Consider the following 17,272-nt stretch of genomic DNA (forward strand, 5'->3'; position numbering starts at 1 on the left):
ATCCTACTTCAGGCCAGCTTGTTTCAAGATGTTGTGCACAGTGCCCTTTGGCAAATCACTTTTAGGATGGGGAACCGTAACCCTTCCTCGCTTTATGGGATGCCTGAACTGATGATGGCTTCCTTTCACCTCCACCTCATACCACCCATCCGCTTCGATGAGTTGGATCACGTCCCTACTGCGCATTCACCCTTCCTTCGGCAGTCGATGTGTATAGTACACATCAGTATTGGCAAAAACAAAGAGCAATACACACTATGCACATACCAGACGACAAGCGGACACCTAGTCCTTTTGAATAAGCCTCATCCGGTTCACATGTAAGACATTTGCCGCTTGCAGCCAGCCGGACTCTGTCCCCACAATCCCCGCCATGTCGCGCCATGAAAGGGAGTTCACCGTGCCATCGATCTACCAGCTCAAGCCCCGTTTCCAGGCCCTGCTGCGTCCTGCGGTAAAGCGCCTGTACGACCGTGGCGTCACCGCCAACCAGGTCACCGTCGCCGCCGCGCTGGTGTCGGTGCTGCTGGGCCTGTTGCTGGCCTGGCAAAACACTGTGAACGGGCTGTTCCTCCTGGTCCCGCTGTGGATGCTCGTGCGCATGGCGCTCAATGCGGTCGATGGCATGCTGGCTCGGGAATTCGGCCAGCAATCCAAGCTCGGCGCCTACCTGAACGAGCTGTGCGACGTGGTCGCCGATGCGGCGCTGTACCTGCCGTTCGCACTGTTGCCAGGCGTGTCGCCCGTGCTGGTGGTGCTGGTGGTGTTGAGCGCGGTGGTCAGCGAGTACGCCGGGGTGATGGGCCCGTTGGTGGGGGCTTCGCGGCGCTATGACGGGCCCATGGGCAAGAGCGACCGGGCGTTCGCCTTCGGCGTACTGGGGGCCGGGGTCGGGTTCGGGGTGCTGGGCGCGGCGTGGATCGACGGTTTGTTGCTGGTCATCCTGGCACTCTCGCTCTATACCCTCTACAACCGGGTTCGCCACGGCCTGACCGAAGCCCGTTGATCCTTTTGCCGCCGGACAAGGACCTTAGCCATGCGCCAAGCGCAATCGCTGCACTTCTCCACCCATGACGGCGTGGCGTTGCATTACCGGTATTGGCCTGCCACGCGCAACGAACACCAGCCGCGCCGCGCAGTGGTGATGTTCCATCGTGGCCATGAGCATGGCGGACGCATGGCCCACCTGGCCGACGAGCTGGACATGCCCGGCTATGATTTCTTCGCCTGGGACGCCCGTGGCCATGGCCAGTCGCCGGGGGCACGCGGCGACAGCCCAGGCTTCGCCACCAGCGTGCGCGATGTGCAGACCTTCATCGAGCACATCCGCGATACCCACGGCCTCGAAGAGGCGAACATGGTGGTGCTGGCGCAAAGCGTCGGCGCCGTGCTGGTGGCCACCTGGGCACACGACTACGCGCCCAGGGTACGCTGCCTGGTACTGGCCTCGCCGGCGTTCAAGGTCAAGCTCTACGTGCCTTTCGCCCGCCCTGGGCTGAAGCTGCTCAAGGCCCTGCGCGGCAACTTCTTCGTCAACAGCTACGTCAAGCCACGCCTGTTGACCCACGACCCGGAGCGGGTCATGTCGTACGTTGCCGACCCGCTGATCAGCCGGCCGATCTCGGTGACCATGCTGCTGGGCCTGTACGAGGCCGCCGACCGGGTGGTGGCCGATGCCCAGGCGATCCAGGTGCCGACGCAAGTGCTGGTGTCCGGCGCGGACCTGGTGGTCGAGCGCAAACCCCAAGAACGTTTCTTCGAACGCCTGGGCAGCACGCGCAAAGAGATGCACATGCTTCCAGGCTTCTTCCATGACACCCTGGGCGAGCGTGACCGGGCCCACGCCCTGGCACGTATCCAGCGTTTCGTCGCCCAATGCTTCGAGGCGCCCGTACCGCTACCGTCTTTGCTCGATGCCGACAAGGTCGGCGCCAGCTGCGCCGAGGCCGAGAGCCTGGCCGCGCCCCTGCCCCGCTACTCGTTACGCGAGCTTTACTGGCGCGCCACCCGCGCCGGCCTGCGCCTGGGCCAGGGCCTCTCGGCCGGGGTGAAGCTGGGCTTCGACACGGGCTTCGATTCCGGCAGCACGCTCGACTACGTCTACCGCAACCAACCCACCGGCAAGGGCAAGCTCGGCGAGCTGATCGACCGCAACTACCTCAACGCCATCGGCTGGCGCGGCATCCGCCAGCGCAAGCTGCATGTGGAGGAACTGCTGCGTGAGGCCATCGAGCGCCTGCGCCAGCAGCAGCGCCCAGTGCATATCGTCGATATCGCCGCAGGCCATGGCCGCTATATCCTCGAAGCCCTGCAGGGGCAGATGCCCGACTCGATCCTGCTGCGCGACTACAGCGAACTGAACGTCCAGCAAGGCAGCGCCTTGATCGCCGAAAAGGGCCTGGCCGAGGTCGCCCGCTTCGTCCAGGGCGATGCCTTCGACCGCCAGAGCCTGGCCAACCTCGACCCGCGGCCGACCCTGGCGGTGGTCTCGGGCCTCTACGAACTGTTCGCCAGCAACGACCTGGTCGGTAACTCGTTGGCAGGCCTGGGCGAGGCGGTGGAACCCGGTGGCTACCTGGTCTACACCGGCCAGCCCTGGCACCCGCAACTGGAGATGATCGCCCGCGCCCTGACCAGCCATCGCGACGGCCAGGCCTGGGTGATGCGTCGACGCAGCCAGGCGGAGATGGACCAACTGGTGGAGGCGGCAGGTTTTCGCAAAGTCGCCCAGCGCATCGACGAGTGGGGCATCTTCAGCGTGAGCCTGGCGCAACGGGTGGGCAATGGTGCGTGAGCCTGGGCTGATCCGCCGGGGCGTGCTCTGGCTGTTGCTGCTCGGGCCGTTGTTCTTCCTCAGCTACGGCCTGGTCAACAACCACACCGCCACTCTCACCGAGGTCGGCAGCCTGGTGTTCGCCTGGGAACACCGGGTACCGCTGTGGCCGTGGACGATCATCCCGTACTGGTCCATCGACCTGCTGTACGGGCTTTCCTTTCTGCTGCCGACCACTCGCCGGGAGATGGACCGCCACGCCATGGCCTTGTTCACCGCCCAAGTGATCAGCGTGAGCTGCTTCCTGCTCTGGCCGTTGCGCTTCACCTTCGAGCGGCCAGAGCTGGGCGGGTTGTTCGGTTGGCTGTTCGATGTGCTGATGGGCTTCGACAAACCGTTCAACCAAGCGCCGTCGCTGCATATCGCGCTGCTGGTGATCATCTGGACGATGTTCGCCCGGCATGTGCGGCGCCAGCCATGGCGATGGCTCATGCATGGCTGGATGGGGTTGATCGGGGTTTCGGTGCTGACCACCTGGCAGCACCACTTCATCGACGTGCCCACCGGGGCGTTGGCGGGGTTGATGTGCGTCTGGCTGTGGCCACCTCTGGGGCAGTTGCCTTGGCAGCAGGCGCGCCTTGTGCGTGATACCAAGCGCTGGCGCTTGGCGTTGAGCTACGCCGCGGGCGCATCGTTGTGCGCCGTGCTTGCCATTGGTTTGGGCGGTGCCTGGCTGTGGCTGGCCTGGCCGGCGGTGTCGCTGGCATTGGTGGCCTTGAACTATGGCGTGCTCGGTGCAGGCGGATTTCAGAAAGGCGCCGATGGGCGCTTGTCGAACGCAGCTCACTGGTTGCTGGCCCCGTACCTGATCGGCGCGTGGGTCAATTCGCGGTTGTGGACTTGGCGCCACCCGCAGGCGGACGAAGTCTGTGATGGCGTTTACCTGGGGCGGATTCCGAGGCGTGGGGCGCCCTTCGCTGCGGTTGTCGACCTGTGCGCAGAGCTGCCGTGTCATGTTCAGGCTGGTGCGCCCCCGTGTAGGAGCGGCCTTGTGCCGCGAAAGGGGCGCGCAGCGGCCCCAGCGAAATCTGCTGCGAAGCTGAAAACCTGGGGCCGCTGCGCGCCCCTTTCGCGGCACAAGGCCGCTCCTACACCGGTCGCGTCGACTGGCTATGCGTGTTTTCCTACCCTGGACCTGATCGCCCCTGACAGCCGCCTGCTGCAACAGGCCGCCATCGCCATCGAACGCCTGCGCGCTGATGGCCCGGTACTGGTCTGCTGCGCCCTGGGCTACTCACGCAGCGCCAGCGCCGTGGCCGCCTGGCTGGTATCGACCCGGCGCTGCGCCGACATCGACGAGGCCGAGGCCCTGATCCGCCAGGCCCGCCCGGGCATCGTGCTGCACCCAGGCCATCGCCTGGCCTTGGCACAGCTGGAAGCGCTGCCATGAACCTTTACCTGACCGCCAGCCTGCTCGGCCGCGGCCGCCAGCTCGAACGCCTGTCCGACGGCGTCACCCTGTTGGCACTGGCCTACGGCCTGGCGCCGCTGGTGACCCAGATGCCGCCTTTGGCCAGCCTGCTCTGCGCCGTGCTGCTGACGCTGGGCCTGCTGCACAAGTACTACGCCACCCGCGTCGCCCTGGACGCCGAGCTGTTCGCCCGGCTCGCCGCCAGCGACGACCTTGCCCGCGACACCCAGGCCCTGGACCGCGCGCTGTTCGAGCTGCACCTCAAGCCCAACGCCAGCGACCCACGCGCCTGGGCCGCACGTAGCCAGGGCGCCCTGGGCCTGCTCCGGCGCCAGGCGCTGTGCCTCGGCCTGCAGCTCATTCTGGCCCTGGCTACGCTGCTGACACTTCCCTTCATCGGATAAGGCCCGCGCCATGCTCACCGCCCTGACCGCCTTCGTCATCACCTCCGTCGCGCGCCTGATCACCGGTGCCCGCGCCCTCTGGCTCGGCTGCACGCCGCACCCCAGGCAGCGGCTGTACTTCGCCAACCACAGTAGTCATGGCGATTTCGTGCTGCTGTGGGCCTCGCTGCCCGAACCCTTGCGCCGGCGCACGCGCCCCGTGGCCGGGGCCGACTACTGGGCCAAACCAGGCTTGCGTGACTTCTTGATCCGCAAGGTGTTCGATGCCGTGCTGATCGACCGCCAGCGCAGCGACGCCCACGACAACCCGCTGCAACCGGTGCTCGACGCCCTGGGCCAGGGCGACTCGCTGATCTTCTTCCCCGAAGGCACGCGCAACCTCACCGATGAAGCACTGTTGCCGTTCAAGAGCGGGTTGTTCCACCTGGCTGCGGCACACCCGGACATCGAACTGGTCCCGGTGTGGATCGCCAACCTCAACCGCGTCATGCCCAAGGGCCGCGCCTTGCCGCTGCCGCTGCTGTGCACCCTGAGCTTTGGCGAACCCCTGCACCTGCTGGCCGATGAGGGCAAGCAGGCCTTTCTCGAGCGGGCCCGCCAGGCCCTGCTGAACCTGGCCCCCAAGGATGCCTGAGATGGACGACAATACCCTTTCGCTGTTCGCCGGCATCGGCGCCCTGCTGCTGCTCGCCAGCGTGATCGGCCGCCTGCTCAAGTGGCGCGCCGGCCCCGAGCCGCACGCGGTGATCGACAACCTCAACGCTCGCATCAACGCCTGGTGGGCGATGGTGCTGGTGATCGGCATCGCCTTCGTGTTCGGCAAGTACGGGGTGATCGTGCTGTTCTACTTCGTCTCGTTCTACGCCCTGCGCGAGTTCATGACCCTCACGCCTACCCGGCGCAGCGACTACCCGGCACTGGTGGCAGCGTTCTACGTGGCGCTGCCGCTGCAGTACCTGCTGATCGCCATGGACTGGTACGGGCTGTTCAGCATTTTCATCCCGGTGTACCTGTTCCTGTTCCTGCCGATACTGGCGAGCTTCGGCGGCGACACCACGCGCTTTCTCGAACGCGCCTCCAAGGTGCAGTGGGGCTTGATGATCGCGGTATACTGCCTGTCGTCGGTGCCGGCCTTGATGACGCTGGACATCACCGGCTACGAGGGGCGCAACCTGTTGTTGATCGCCTGGCTGATCCTGGTGGTACAGATCAGCGATGTGCTGCAGTACGTGTGTGGCAAGCTGTTCGGCAAACGCAAGGTGGCGCCCAACCTGTCACCGTCCAAGACCGTCGAGGGGTTGGCCGGCGGCGTGGCCCTGGCCACCCTGGTGGGCGCGCTGCTGTGCTGGATCACGCCGTTCAGCTTCTGGCAGGCGGGCTTGATGGCGCTGACAGTGAATGCCATGGGGTTCTTTGGCGGGCTGGTGATGTCGGCGATCAAGCGCGATCGCGGAGTGAAGGACTGGGGGCACATGATCGAAGGGCATGGTGGCATGCTCGATCGCATGGACTCGGTGTGCTTCGCAGCGCCGGTGTTCTTCCACTTCGTGCGCTATTGGTGGGCATGAACCAGAGGCCTCCTGCGGGCTTGTCCCGGGATTAGGTCTGGCTCGATATCACCGTCGCCTGGCAAGGGCTTCGCCCTTGATCGCGGGACAAGCCCGCTCCTACAGGGGAATTGGGAAATTTTTTCTTCTGTAGGAGCGGCCTTGTGCCGCGAAAGGGCTGCGCAGCAGCCCCAAAACACCTTATTTCAGGTACGACCGCAACAACGCCGCCACCTTGTCGGCCTCTTCCTGCCGCGCCTGGGCACTCAACCCGTCAGCCACCAGGTGCTCGCGGATATGCCCCTCCATCACCTCGGCCATCAGCCCATTCACCGCCCCCCGCACCGCAGCGATCTGCTGCAGGATGCCCAGGCAGTCCTTGTCCTGCTCCAGCGCGGCCTCCAGAGCCGCCGCCTGGCCCTTGATCTTGCGCACCCGGGTCAGCAGTTGTTTCTTGCTCTTGATGGTATGTGCCATTCAGTCTCGCACCTTCATAGGTATACTGGGGTATAGTATATGCCGCATACATTCCGGAGCATGATAAACCATGGTGGCGCAAACCTCAGACAAGTGGCTGCACAGCCATCAGTTCCATACCAGCAACCTGGGCGCCGAGCGCAAGACACGCCTGGCCGTTTGGCTCACGGCCCTGATGATGGTGGCCGAGATCACCGGTGGCTGGTACTTCAACTCCATGGCGCTGCTGGCCGACGGCTGGCACATGAGCTCCCACGCCTTGGCCCTGGGCCTGTCGCTGCTGGCCTACGCGGCGGCACGGCGCTATGCCGGTGACCGGCGCTTCGCCTTCGGCACCTGGAAGATCGAGATTCTCGGCGGTTATTCCAGCGCCCTGCTCTTGCTGGGCGTGGCCGGCCTGATGGCGTTCCAGTCGGTGGAACGGCTGCTGACGCCAGGGCCGATCCACTATGACCAAGCCATCGCCATCGGCGTCGTCGGCCTGGCCGTGAACCTCGTCTGCGCCTGGCTGCTGCGCGACGACCACCACCATCATCATGACCACGATCATCACCATCACGGCCATCACCACCACCAGGACCTGAACCTGCGCTCGGCCTACCTGCACGTGATCGCCGACGCCGCCACCTCGGTGCTGGCCATCGTCGCGCTGTTGGCGGGCAAGTTCTGGGGCGCCGGCTGGCTGGACCCGGTGATGGGCCTGGTAGGTGCGGTGCTGGTGGCCGTGTGGGCCAAAGGCCTGCTGCGCGATACCGGGCGCGTGCTGCTCGATGCCGAGATGGACGCACCGGTGGTTGAGGAAATCCGCGAAGTGGTGGCCGAGTTGCCAGTGCCTGCCACCATCACCGACCTGCACGTGTGGCGCGTGGGCAAGGACCAGTACGCCTGCATCCTCAGCCTGGCGAGCCGCTTGCCGCTGGAGGCGGACAGCGTGCGCCAGGCCCTGGCCGTCCACGAGGAGCTGGCCCACGTCACCGTGGAAGTGAATGCGCTGGCGGGCCACCGATAGCGCAACCAGGCACCTGGGCGTCGAGCCCAGGCAACTGCCCTGCGGGCGCAGGCCCTATGGTGGCGTGTCATTCAGTCACTTACCTGGAGCCTGCCATGTCCGATTTCATCACCGTCCTGCGTGAAACCTGCCCGATCCCGGCCCTGAACGCCACCCCGTGGAAGCGCATCGGCGGCGACCCGCAGACGGTCAACCTGAACGCCTACCTGTCTGCCGACGGCAGCAAGATCATGGGCACCTGGATCTGCACCCCGGGCAAGTTCGAGATCAACTACGAGAAGTGGGAGTTCTGCCACTTCCTCGAAGGCTACGTGATCATCACCCCGGAAGGTGAAGAGCCCAAGCACCTGAAAGCGGGTGATGTGTTCATCATCGAACCGGGCCTGAAGGGCACCTGGGAAGTGGTCGAGACCGTGCGCAAGTACTTCGTGTTCGCCTGATCGTCTCGCCCTGGCATTCCTGTATGTTCCCAGGCCGCGCAAGCGCCCTGGGAAGCGCGAGCGACCTCAATAATATTGCACAGTGAAGATTGCCGAAGCATTGCCAGGTCCCGACGTTATCGAATCCGCTGTCTGTATATAGCGTGCTTTGAGTGGAATCGTATAGGAGGCGCCGTCGACATTCGTTAGCGTTACGCCGGTATCTTCTGGGCTATTAAGCCTGAAGTTCCCCCCTGTACGGCTGCCAATCTGCAGCCCGACCCCTTGGGCTTCCGGCTCATCGCCAGGGGCGCTTTTATCCAACGCGAGGATACCTGTATTCACATCAACCGCAGAAACGGTCGGCTCGACGAAAATCTTTAATGCGTTCATGTCAGGCACACGAACGGTAGAACTGCCGTCGTCATACCATTGATTTCCATAGAGCTTATAATACCCATGAAATGCCGGGCAATCGGTAAGGGTAATATTAAAATCCTTCCACGTCGAGACACTGCCCTTTCCTCTGAACACATTCGAGACTGTCCCCATGTCGACGTCGACATTGGAAGCCGCACGACACGTTCTGGATGAGACTGCTAGACTTCCCGTCATTTTAAGGTCAAGCACACGCGCCTTATCCAAAAAGAGGGTTACAGCAGGCAGCGTAGCCAAGTCCACAGTCCCCGAAACTATTTCCCCCGTCTTCTTTAGCGTGACCCCGAGCCTCGGTCTAATTGTATATCCACAATGCTCACCGTGATTCCCACACAGCTTGACCGCACCATGTGTACCAGGTAACGCGCCCCAAACACCGGCCATCAACCCGCCATAGACTTCAAACCCAATTCCAACCCCAGGGATACCGGTCTCATAATATCCAGTATGACCAGGAACCGGCTTGCCGCCGATGACGCTGCCGCTCACCGAGTAAAAGACACGACCGTAGTCAGATATACATTCTAGTTGTGCATCCGTATCAAATTGCTGCCTATAAATCACCTCACCCACCGCGCTGTCTTTTCCAAATGTCAGGTCAGCCACAACGAAAGGCATTGTTATATCTTGAGGCGTACCACTGAACGGGGAACAGTCCGCTTTCGCCTTCATCGTCATCAGCAAGCCAAACATACCCAAGGCAAGGACCTTGAGCATAGATTTCATATTCATTCTCACGTCCTCTCAACGCGCCCATTAGACGCAACGCGGCTATCGGGTTTCCCAGCCGAACACACCACATCCAGGCGGTGAAGTTGCTGTCTATCGTTCTTGAGCGCAGGCAACGGCAAGGAGCACTGTTGGTCCAGTTGCGAACCCCAGCTGATCCTCAGGCGACGTACATTTTCTTTCAAACGGGCATACAACTGGCCACCTTGCCCCACCACACCTACCGACACGCCGCGATCGTCTACCACACTCGCGCCGAAGGGCAGCGTATCGCCGTCTTCCAGGGTGACGTTGAGCAGCATCGCCTGGCCGCTCTTCACCCCGTACTCCAGTGCCACCACCGCTCCGGCGCGAGGCGCCACTTGCTGGCTGGTTTCGGTGAACTCCACATCGAAGGATGCGCCCATCGGGTCGATGCCCACCTCATTCAACGCGTAGGGGCGCAAGTAAGGCACCACCGCGTTGCCATTGCCATCGAGCCTGAGCGTCGAGTATCCGGCCACCTTGGCGCCAGCGGCGCCAGGCGCGCTGATCACCGCCATGGTGTCACCCCGATGGGGGCTTAGCGTGATGCCCTTTGGGTGCGCGACTACCGAACCGTTGGCGCTGAGCGAAAAGCTATCGTAGTTCGCCCCACGGCTGAGTGAGGCATTTAGCATGGCCTTCGAGCCGTTGTAGGTGCCATTGACCGTGGTGCTGGCCTGGCCAGTGGAACCACTGCGATCCATCGTCAAACCGTAATTGTACTGGTTATCCGCACCAGCGCTACCACTGATGGTCGCTTGCTCGTTCACATTGCCCGCAGCGTCGCGCATTATCCTGGCAGAAAGTCGTGGGCGGCTGGAGCCACCAAATGCCAAGGGCATGCTCACATTGAGCATCAGGCTATTCTGCATCTTGCCTTGCCCTTGGGGCTCTGTAGCTCGGCTACGGTTCAGGCTCAGGCTGTAGCCCACCGAGCCCCATCGATTGTTGTAGCTGAGTTGGTACTGCACGTCGCTACCGGCCTGGTTCCAGTAGTTCTGAGTAATACCGCTGACCCCGACATAACCCCAGTCGCCCAGGCTCTGGTTGAGGGTCGCCGAAATCCGGCTGCGCGGACGGCTGTAGCCGCGGGTGTCCAAGCCGGCGTGCTCGGCGCCCAACAACTGCACCGCATTGTTGAAGTCCAGGTAGTCCTGGGTGGAAAAACGCATGGCCGCCAGGGCGAAGTTGCTGCCTGTACGGACAATGTTCTTGCTGTAGGTCACACGGGCGCTGTGGCCTTTGGCAGTGCCGCCGGCAAGGCGAGTTTCGGCCTGGGTGAGGTCGAACGCCAGTGCGCCAACCGGCATGTTCATGGCCAAACCCGCCAGCACCGAGTAATACCCCTCACTGGCCTGGGCGCCCCCGTAGCCGGTGAAGAAGTTACTCAAACCGCGTTGATAGGTACCCTCCATCAACTTGGCTTCGCCGAAGGCCGTACTGTCGAGACGTGTCTGACCAAGCGTCACGCTGAAGCGCGAGGTGCCTTCACGCAGTAACTGCGCGCCTGCGGCATAGGGCACGCTAAAGGTCTCTTCGGTACCGTCGGCCTCGTAGACGGTCACCTCGAGGTCGCCGCCATAACCGGTGCCATACAGGTCGTCGATTTCGAAAGCGCCCGGCGGTACGGTGGTCTCATACAACAAGTTGCCGGCCTGACGCACCGAAACGCGGGCGCCAGTGCGGGCAATGCCGCGGATCACCGGTGCATAGCCACGCTGGGAGTCCGGCAGCATGCGCTCGTCGCTGGCCAGCTGGACGCCTGTATAGGCGAGCGAGTCGAAGATCTCGCCGCTGGTATTGGCCTCGCCCACGGTCAGTTGGCTCTTGAGCGGTGTGATGTCACGCTGGGCGTAGGTGTTGATGGCTTGGTAGTTTTGGCCTTGGGTCTTCTGCCAGCTCGACGAGCCGTTGTGGCGCAACCGCCATTGGCCGAGGTTCAACCCAGCATACAGCCCCAGGTAGGCCGAGTCATAGGTGCCTACGTTAGTACGGTTGCGCGTGGCATTTAAGTTGTAGCTCAAGAAACCTGCGGTAACACCGCTGTCCCACAGATCGGGGCTGACGTAGCCTCGGGCATCGCGGCGCAGCGCAATCTGCGCAATGGTAATGTCCAGTTGCTGGCTGGAGGGCGAGAACACGGCACTGGCACCCTCCACTACTTCGCTCAGGTCCAGGCAAGTTTCGCCAGTGTCCAGGCGCGCGATGACCTGCGGCGACAATTTGGCAAGGTCCACACCGATCAACTCCAACAATCCACGGCCAAAGCACACCACGGCATCGCTGCCGTCACCATTGGCCCGGATCAGGATATCCTGGCGGCTGGCCAACTTGCCGTTGATGAGGATGTCGGCCCGGTATTGGCCAGGCAGCACCGGGTTGCCGTACTGGTAAGCCGATAGATCGAGGCTGCCTGGACCATCGGGCAGCAATGCGCTGTTGAACTGGATAATTTCTGCCTTTGCCGAATCGAGCATGCAGATGCCGGCCAGGGCGTTGAGCACCAATACCGTCAACGGGCGCAAGGCAAAGCGCTGCCGTGCCTGTGGGCACAGCCCCAAGCGATGGATGATGAACATAGGTTTCTCGCGATACGTGCTGCTACAGGTCGTTCAAGGGCTAACCCTCGAGCGGCTTGAACTCCTGGACATGGGCGCCGTAGTCATTGATGGCGCTGTACTCGACTCGGGCACCGCTGACTGGACGCGCATCGAGCGAAGGCAAGGCGAACTGCCGGGTTTGCCCCGGGCCAACCATATCGACCTCGCTGCCCGCATGGCGCTGTCCGCCCACGACCAGAGCCGCATTGGCCAAGGACACGTGGTAGGCACTGGGGTTGTACGCCTGTAACGCATACCCCTTGCCCTCAGGCACGACCTGCCATTGCAACTGACTGATCGCTTGGCTTGGGGCGCCCTGCAAGCCCGAAGGCCGATAGAAGACCTTGATTCGTGTGCGGAAGGCCATGTGCAACAGGTTCTTGTCTTTGACATTTTCCGGCGTTGGCGGAATTTCAAGCACGTTAAGCCAGAATATCGATTCCTTGTCCGCCGCCAAGGGCGATGCACCGGTGAACATCATGCGTAGACTCTGTCCCTTGCCAGGGTCGATGCGTGCTACCGGTGGCGACAACACGAAGGGGGCCCTCGACTCGGACGGCTTGGTTTTCGGGTTACCGCTGTCGACCCAGGCCTGCATCAATACCGGACGGCTACCGTCATTGTTCATTTTCACGGTGACTTCTTTTTGCGCGCTGGGGTATATGACACGCGTGCCGGTAATGACCACCCCGGCGAAGGCTTGAAAACTTAACAGCGAAGCAGACAGAGCCAGAAGAATAAGGCTTCTATGTTTTGAAGTTGCCATTTACCTCTCCATACCCCAATCTACGTCCGGTGTCGATGGCCGTAGATTGGGATTTCCGTCTCACTTATACATGAGCGAATAGGTCACGGAACTTGTAACTGCGCCCTTGGTCACAGTCACGCCTGGGGCATGATAACGGACGCCATAACGAAGGGTAGCGGTCCCTGGGGAGGCGGCGTAAGTAGCAAAGTGATTGTCGGCAATCTGGCTCGCCAGATCGCCGACCTTGATTACCTTATCGCTATTCATATCGAACAGCTCCAATTCCACATTGCTGGCATCAGTGGTGGCCGTATTTACCAAGCGCCCAGTGCTATAGTCAACGTTTGGACCATCTTCAAAAAACGCTGCAACCGAATTTTTTGTTGTGCCGGTACAGGAAGACAGATTCATGACAAAGCCAATAGCACCGCCCGTATTTCCTGTCCCCAATGCCTGAAGGGAAATATCTGGCAGCGTAACGGTCGCATCGGCGCTGGCACCGGAGCCAATAGTAACCGTACAGGTGTTATCAAGTATGTTACCGGTAAACGAAATTGTCCCATCACTCGCGTTGGCAGTTTGTGTAGCGCCTACGAACAGCGCAGCGAGAAGAAGCGATTTTTTACTCATTATCTCTACTCAGTTAAGTGGCTCACACCGCAAATACATAAACAAATATGCTTTACGGCGCGAGTACTCTGAGCGATTTCAAGGATTTTCCCTACAGCCTTATTCCTACAAACATGTAGGAATTTACGACAACATCTTTGGATCCAACATTTTATCCTACGGCTCTTCAGCACCTTTAAGCAATCAATGCCATTGAGCGCTTACTCATGACGGACCTATCTTATTGATTTTTATTGAAAACTATGGGGTAGGAAGCACGATATCGATTCGCTAGCAAAGACGGATCCGGGTTGGATGGCTCCAGGTAGCTGGCCAGGCTCGAGGGACTTCACACGAACAGACAAAAACATCGCGGGGCAGATGCCCCTCCCCAAGGTGCGCAGTTACATGGGGAAAGCCACCTGGCCCGCGATAAAACTCACCTCACGCGTCAATCCTTTTTGCGATAGCTCTCTACGATCGCCGAGAAGTCCTTGCCGCCTTCACCGCGCAGGCTCATGGCCTGGTACAGCTGCTGGGCGACAGCGCCCAGGATCACCGGCTGGTGCGCGACCCGCGCAGCCTCGGTGGCCAGCCCCAAATCCTTGAGCATCAGCTCGGCGCCAAAACCGCCGGTGTAGCCCCGCGACGCCGGGGCGGTCTCGATGATGCCCGGCCAGGGGTTGTAGGTATCGGAACTCCAGCAGCGCCCGGTGGAGCTGTTGATGATGCCGGCCAGCACCTTGGTGTCGATGCCCAGTGCATTGCCCAGGGCCATGGCCTCGGACACGCCGATCATGGAAATGCCCAACAGCAAGTTGTTGCAGATCTTGGCGATCTGCCCCGTGCCGACTTCACCGCAGTGCACGATGTTGCGGCCCATCTGCTCGAGCACAGGCTTCAAGGTGGCGAACAGTTCGGCGCTGGCACCGACCATGAAGGTCAGGGTGCCGGCCGCCGCGCCGCCGGTGCCGCCGGACACCGGTGCGTCGCCCATGTCCACGCCCTTGGCCGCCGCGGCCTTGGACACATCGCGGGCGGTCTGTGGGTCGATGGTGCTGCAATCGACGGTCGGCGTGCCGGGGCGAATGCCGGCCAGTACACCGTCGTCGTTCAGGTAGACGCTGCGCACATGGGCTGCCGCCGGCAGCATGGTGATCACCAGGTCGCTGGCGGCTGCGGCGTCCTTGGGCGAGGCGCTGACCTGCCCGCCCAGTTCGGCGAGCTCGGCCAGCACGGCCTTGTTCAGGTCGAACAGGTTCAGCTGGTGCCCGGCCTTGATCAGGTTGCGGGCCATGGGCGCGCCCATGTTGCCCAGGCCGATGAATGCGATACGCATGACGAACTCCTTAGCGCAGGCTGATGGTGGTGTTCACACCGTCGTTGACGCTGTCGTCGTCGAACCAGCGGGCGGTGACGGTCTTGGTCTGAGTGTAGAACTGCACCACCTGCTTGCCGTAGGGGCCCAGGTCGCCGAGCTTGGAGCCGCGCGAGCCGGTGAAGCTGAAGAACGGTACCGGTACCGGAATCGGGATGTTGATGCCGACCTGGCCGATGTCGATCTCGCTCTGGAACTTGCGCGCCGCCGCGCCGCTCTGGGTGAACAGGCCGGTGCCGTTGCCGAACGGGTTGGCGTTGACCAGGGCGATGGCTTCGTCGAGGGTGTCGACTTCCAGGGTAACCAACACCGGCCCGAAGATTTCCTGGGTGTAGATCTGCATGTCGGTGCGCACGCCGGAGAACAGGGTGGGGCCGACGAAGTTGCCCTGCTCGTAGCCCGGTACCTTGACGTCGCGGCCGTCCAGCTCGAGCTTGGCGCCTTCCTTGATGCCGCTTTCGATCAGGCCCAGCACACGCTCCTTGGCACGCTTGGAGACCACCGGGCCAACATCGGTGCCCGGTTCGCAGCCGGCATTGACCTTGAGTTTGCTGGCCGCGGCCTTGATGTCCGGCAGCCATTCGCGGGCCTTGCCCACCAGCACCGCCACCGAGGTGGCCATGCAGCGCTGGCCGGCCGCACCGAAGGCGGCACCGACCAAGGCGTTGATGGTTTGGGTGCGGTTGGCGTCGGGCAGCACCACGGCATGGTTCTTGGCGCCCATCATCGATTGCACGCGCTTGCCGTGCTGGCTACCGAGGTTGTAGACGTGGGTGCCCACTTCGGTGGAGCCGACGAAGGAAATCGCCTTGATGTCTTTGTGCGTGCAGATGGCGTCCACCACCTGCTTGCCGCCATGCACCACGTTGAGCACACCGGCCGGCACGCCGGCTTCCAGGGCCAGCTCCACCAGCATCATGGTCGACAGCGGGTCTTGTTCGGACGGCTTGAGTACGAAGGTGTTGCCGCAGACGATGGCCATGGGGAACATCCACAGCGGGATCATCGCCGGGAAGTTGAACGGGGTGATGCCGGCGCACACACCGATGGGCTGGCGCAGGGTGTAGGTGTCCACGCCACCGGCGACGTTTTCGGCGAACTCGCCCATTTGCAGGGTACCGATGGAGGCAGCGTGCTCGACCACCTCCAGGCCACGGAAAATGTCGCCTTCGGCGTCGGCCAGGGTCTTGCCCTGTTCGGCGCTGAGGGTCTGGGCGATGCGCTTGGTGTGTTCGCGGATCAGCGCCTGCAGCTTGAGCATGATGCGCATGCGCGCGCCGATGGGGGTGTCGCGCCAGGTGGTGAAGGCTCGTTGGGCAGCGGCCACGGCGGCATCGACTTCATCGACGGTGGCGAACGGAACCCGCGCCAGCACCTGTTGGGTGGCCGGGTTGACGATGTCGCGCCACTCGGTGGTCTTGGACTCGACCCACTGGCCGTCGATCAGCAGCTTGACCTGCTCGACCTTGGCCTGGTCTGGGGTATGGGGTGCGTTCATCTGCGCTCTCCTTGGAATTATTGTCGGAACGAGATCGCCAGCGGGTGGCGCCGTGGGGCTTTTTTCGAGTATAGATGTGCAAACATCCAACAAGAACGCACAAAAAAACCGGATCATCATGCAAAAAGACCTCACCTCCCTGAGTTCGCTGAACTGGGACGACTTGAAGTTCTTTCTGGAAGTGGCGCGCACCCGCAAGGCCAGCAGCGCGGCCAAGCGCCTGGCGGTGGACTACACCACGGTGTCGCGGCGCATCAGCTCGCTGGAAGGCGCCCTGGGCACGCTGCTGTTCGAGAAATCACGGACCAACGGCTTCGTCCTGACCACCGAGGGCCAGCGCCTGCTGGGCTATGCCGAGTCGATCGAAAGCACGCTGCACATGGCCTGCGAGCAGGTGTCCGGCTCGGGCGTGGCGTTGTCAGGGCATGTGCGCATGGGCTGTACGGAGGGGTTCGGTAGCTTTTTCGTCACGCCGCAACTGAGCCATTTCGTCGATGCCTACCCGGCGATCTCGGTGGACATCCTGCCGCTGCCGCATTTCATCAGCCTGTCCAAACGCGAGGCGGACATCGTCATCGCCCTGGAGCGGCCCGAGCATGGGCCCTACGTGTGTTGCAAGCTATGCGACTACCGCCTGCGGCTGTATGCCACCCAAGAGTACCTGGACAACCACGAACCGATCCGCACGGCAGCCGACCTGGTGAACCACCGGTTCATCAGTTATGTCGATGACCTGGCCTTCAGCTCGGAGCTGCTGTACCTGGCCAATCTGATCCCCAACGCCAATGCGCACCTGCGCAGCACCAGCGTGATCGCCCAGTACACGGCGGCATTGCAGGGGCGTGGGCTGGCGATCCTGCCGTGCTTCCTGGCGGCGCAGGATGCACGGTTGGTCAACCTGTTGCCGCAGGAGGTGGAGATTACCCGGCAATTCTGGATGTACTGCCGGGAGGACCTGCGCAAGTTGAAGCGCATCACCCTGCTGTGGGACTACATTCGCGATGTGACCGAAGCGAACGCGCCGTTGCTGATGGGGCAGACGCGGGACATGCGCTTCGCCTGAGGCCGAGCTGGGCTGCTGCCGGCAAGCCGGCTCCCAGCTGCCCTACGCTGTTTCAGAGACACCACCGTACCTGTAGGAGCGGGCT

17 protein-coding genes are annotated in these 17,272 nt (G+C 62.4%); 9 read left to right on the forward strand and 8 right to left on the reverse strand.

The window, feature by feature from the left end; translation table 11 throughout:
* Positions 1-3: 3 nt before the first annotated feature.
* Positions 4-186, reverse strand: a complete 183-nt coding sequence (locus K8374_RS20510) for a type II toxin-antitoxin system HicA family toxin (RefSeq protein ID WP_196143798.1) — start codon at positions 184-186, stop codon at positions 4-6.
* A 214-nt stretch (positions 187-400) separates the two neighbouring features.
* Here K8374_RS20510 and K8374_RS20515 point away from each other — a divergent pair, with 214 nt between their 5' ends.
* Genes K8374_RS20515 through K8374_RS20540 form a run of 6 tightly spaced genes read left to right on the forward strand, consistent with a single transcriptional unit; the run spans position 401 to position 6,216 of the window.
* Positions 401-1,006: a CDP-alcohol phosphatidyltransferase family protein gene (locus tag K8374_RS20515; protein ID WP_224456975.1), complete on the forward strand. Its 606-nt coding sequence runs from the start codon at positions 401-403 to the stop codon at positions 1,004-1,006.
* A 30-nt stretch (positions 1,007-1,036) separates the two neighbouring features.
* Positions 1,037-2,794, forward strand: coding sequence for a bifunctional alpha/beta hydrolase/class I SAM-dependent methyltransferase (locus K8374_RS20520; protein WP_224456976.1), 1,758 nt, complete (start codon positions 1,037-1,039; stop codon positions 2,792-2,794).
* Complete coding sequence (locus K8374_RS20525) at positions 2,784-4,223, forward strand: phosphatase PAP2/dual specificity phosphatase family protein (RefSeq protein ID WP_224456977.1); 1,440 nt, start codon at positions 2,784-2,786, stop codon at positions 4,221-4,223. The genes K8374_RS20520 and K8374_RS20525 overlap by 11 nt, the downstream gene beginning before the upstream one ends.
* Positions 4,220-4,648: a hypothetical protein gene (locus tag K8374_RS20530; protein ID WP_224456978.1), complete on the forward strand. Its 429-nt coding sequence runs from the start codon at positions 4,220-4,222 to the stop codon at positions 4,646-4,648. Before K8374_RS20525 ends, K8374_RS20530 begins: the two co-directional genes overlap by 4 nt.
* A 10-nt stretch (positions 4,649-4,658) precedes the next feature.
* Positions 4,659-5,282, forward strand: a complete 624-nt coding sequence (locus tag K8374_RS20535; RefSeq protein ID WP_224456979.1) for a lysophospholipid acyltransferase family protein — start codon at positions 4,659-4,661, stop codon at positions 5,280-5,282.
* A gap of 1 nt (position 5,283) precedes the next feature.
* Positions 5,284-6,216 carry a phosphatidate cytidylyltransferase gene (locus K8374_RS20540; protein ID WP_224456980.1) on the forward strand — a complete coding sequence of 311 codons (933 nt, stop codon included), beginning with the start codon at positions 5,284-5,286 and terminating at the stop codon, positions 6,214-6,216.
* A 180-nt stretch (positions 6,217-6,396) separates the two neighbouring features.
* On the opposite strand, the gene K8374_RS20545 is transcribed toward K8374_RS20540, so the two are convergent.
* Positions 6,397-6,672, reverse strand: coding sequence for a metal/formaldehyde-sensitive transcriptional repressor (locus K8374_RS20545; protein WP_084858469.1), 276 nt, complete (start codon positions 6,670-6,672; stop codon positions 6,397-6,399).
* 70 nt (positions 6,673-6,742) lie between these two features.
* Here K8374_RS20545 and dmeF point away from each other — a divergent pair, with 70 nt between their 5' ends.
* A complete protein-coding gene (dmeF, locus tag K8374_RS20550) occupies positions 6,743-7,681 on the forward strand; it encodes a CDF family Co(II)/Ni(II) efflux transporter DmeF (RefSeq protein WP_224456981.1) in 939 nt (312 codons plus the stop codon).
* Between the two features lie 95 nt (positions 7,682-7,776).
* The gene (locus tag K8374_RS20555; RefSeq protein ID WP_084858471.1) at positions 7,777-8,121 is read left to right on the forward strand and encodes a cupin domain-containing protein; all 345 of its coding nucleotides are present in this window, start codon (positions 7,777-7,779) and stop codon (positions 8,119-8,121) included.
* Positions 8,122-8,187: 66 nt separating this feature from the next.
* Here K8374_RS20555 and K8374_RS20560 read toward each other — a convergent pair whose 3' ends face one another.
* From K8374_RS20560 to K8374_RS20585, 6 genes are all read right to left on the reverse strand, one after another.
* Positions 8,188-9,270, reverse strand: coding sequence for a fimbrial protein (locus K8374_RS20560; RefSeq protein ID WP_224456982.1), 1,083 nt, complete (start codon positions 9,268-9,270; stop codon positions 8,188-8,190).
* A 2-nt stretch (positions 9,271-9,272) separates the two neighbouring features.
* Complete coding sequence (locus K8374_RS20565) at positions 9,273-11,870, reverse strand: fimbria/pilus outer membrane usher protein (protein ID WP_224456983.1); 2,598 nt, start codon at positions 11,868-11,870, stop codon at positions 9,273-9,275.
* Positions 11,871-11,910: 40 nt separating this feature from the next.
* Entirely contained in the window at positions 11,911-12,657 is a 747-nt protein-coding gene (locus K8374_RS20570; protein WP_224456984.1) for a fimbria/pilus periplasmic chaperone, read from the reverse strand.
* Between the two features lie 60 nt (positions 12,658-12,717).
* Positions 12,718-13,269, reverse strand: coding sequence for a fimbrial protein (locus K8374_RS20575; RefSeq protein WP_224456985.1), 552 nt, complete (start codon positions 13,267-13,269; stop codon positions 12,718-12,720).
* Positions 13,270-13,699: 430 nt separating this feature from the next.
* Positions 13,700-14,587, reverse strand: coding sequence for a 3-hydroxyisobutyrate dehydrogenase (gene mmsB, locus K8374_RS20580; protein ID WP_224456986.1), 888 nt, complete (start codon positions 14,585-14,587; stop codon positions 13,700-13,702).
* 10 nt (positions 14,588-14,597) lie between these two features.
* Complete coding sequence (locus K8374_RS20585; protein ID WP_224456987.1) at positions 14,598-16,124, reverse strand: CoA-acylating methylmalonate-semialdehyde dehydrogenase; 1,527 nt, start codon at positions 16,122-16,124, stop codon at positions 14,598-14,600.
* 118 nt (positions 16,125-16,242) lie between these two features.
* Between K8374_RS20585 and K8374_RS20590 the strand changes: the two genes are divergently transcribed.
* Positions 16,243-17,187, forward strand: a complete 945-nt coding sequence (locus K8374_RS20590; protein ID WP_224456988.1) for a LysR family transcriptional regulator — start codon at positions 16,243-16,245, stop codon at positions 17,185-17,187.
* Positions 17,188-17,272: the final 85 nt, after the last annotated feature.

Source organism: Pseudomonas sp. p1(2021b) (genome assembly GCF_020151015.1).
Taxonomy (GTDB): Bacteria; Pseudomonadota; Gammaproteobacteria; order Pseudomonadales; family Pseudomonadaceae; genus Aquipseudomonas; species Aquipseudomonas putida_K.

Coding starts and splice junctions, on each gene's coding strand:
- K8374_RS20535 (WP_224456979.1), top strand. CDS start 4,659: ATGCTCACCGCCCTGACCGCCTTCGTCATCACCTCCGTCGCGCGCCTG.
- K8374_RS20510 (WP_196143798.1), bottom strand. CDS start 186: ATGCGCAGTAGGGACGTGATCCAACTCATCGAAGCGGATGGGTGGTAT.
- mmsB (WP_224456986.1), bottom strand. CDS start 14,587: ATGCGTATCGCATTCATCGGCCTGGGCAACATGGGCGCGCCCATGGCC.
- K8374_RS20565 (WP_224456983.1), bottom strand. CDS start 11,870: ATGTTCATCATCCATCGCTTGGGGCTGTGCCCACAGGCACGGCAGCGC.
- K8374_RS20585 (WP_224456987.1), bottom strand. CDS start 16,124: ATGAACGCACCCCATACCCCAGACCAGGCCAAGGTCGAGCAGGTCAAG.
- K8374_RS20520 (WP_224456976.1), top strand. CDS start 1,037: ATGCGCCAAGCGCAATCGCTGCACTTCTCCACCCATGACGGCGTGGCG.
- K8374_RS20530 (WP_224456978.1), top strand. CDS start 4,220: ATGAACCTTTACCTGACCGCCAGCCTGCTCGGCCGCGGCCGCCAGCTC.
- K8374_RS20570 (WP_224456984.1), bottom strand. CDS start 12,657: ATGGCAACTTCAAAACATAGAAGCCTTATTCTTCTGGCTCTGTCTGCT.
- K8374_RS20525 (WP_224456977.1), top strand. CDS start 2,784: ATGGTGCGTGAGCCTGGGCTGATCCGCCGGGGCGTGCTCTGGCTGTTG.
- K8374_RS20590 (WP_224456988.1), top strand. CDS start 16,243: ATGCAAAAAGACCTCACCTCCCTGAGTTCGCTGAACTGGGACGACTTG.
- K8374_RS20545 (WP_084858469.1), bottom strand. CDS start 6,672: ATGGCACATACCATCAAGAGCAAGAAACAACTGCTGACCCGGGTGCGC.
- K8374_RS20575 (WP_224456985.1), bottom strand. CDS start 13,269: ATGAGTAAAAAATCGCTTCTTCTCGCTGCGCTGTTCGTAGGCGCTACA.
- K8374_RS20540 (WP_224456980.1), top strand. CDS start 5,284: ATGGACGACAATACCCTTTCGCTGTTCGCCGGCATCGGCGCCCTGCTG.
- dmeF (WP_224456981.1), top strand. CDS start 6,743: ATGGTGGCGCAAACCTCAGACAAGTGGCTGCACAGCCATCAGTTCCAT.
- K8374_RS20555 (WP_084858471.1), top strand. CDS start 7,777: ATGTCCGATTTCATCACCGTCCTGCGTGAAACCTGCCCGATCCCGGCC.
- K8374_RS20560 (WP_224456982.1), bottom strand. CDS start 9,270: ATGAATATGAAATCTATGCTCAAGGTCCTTGCCTTGGGTATGTTTGGC.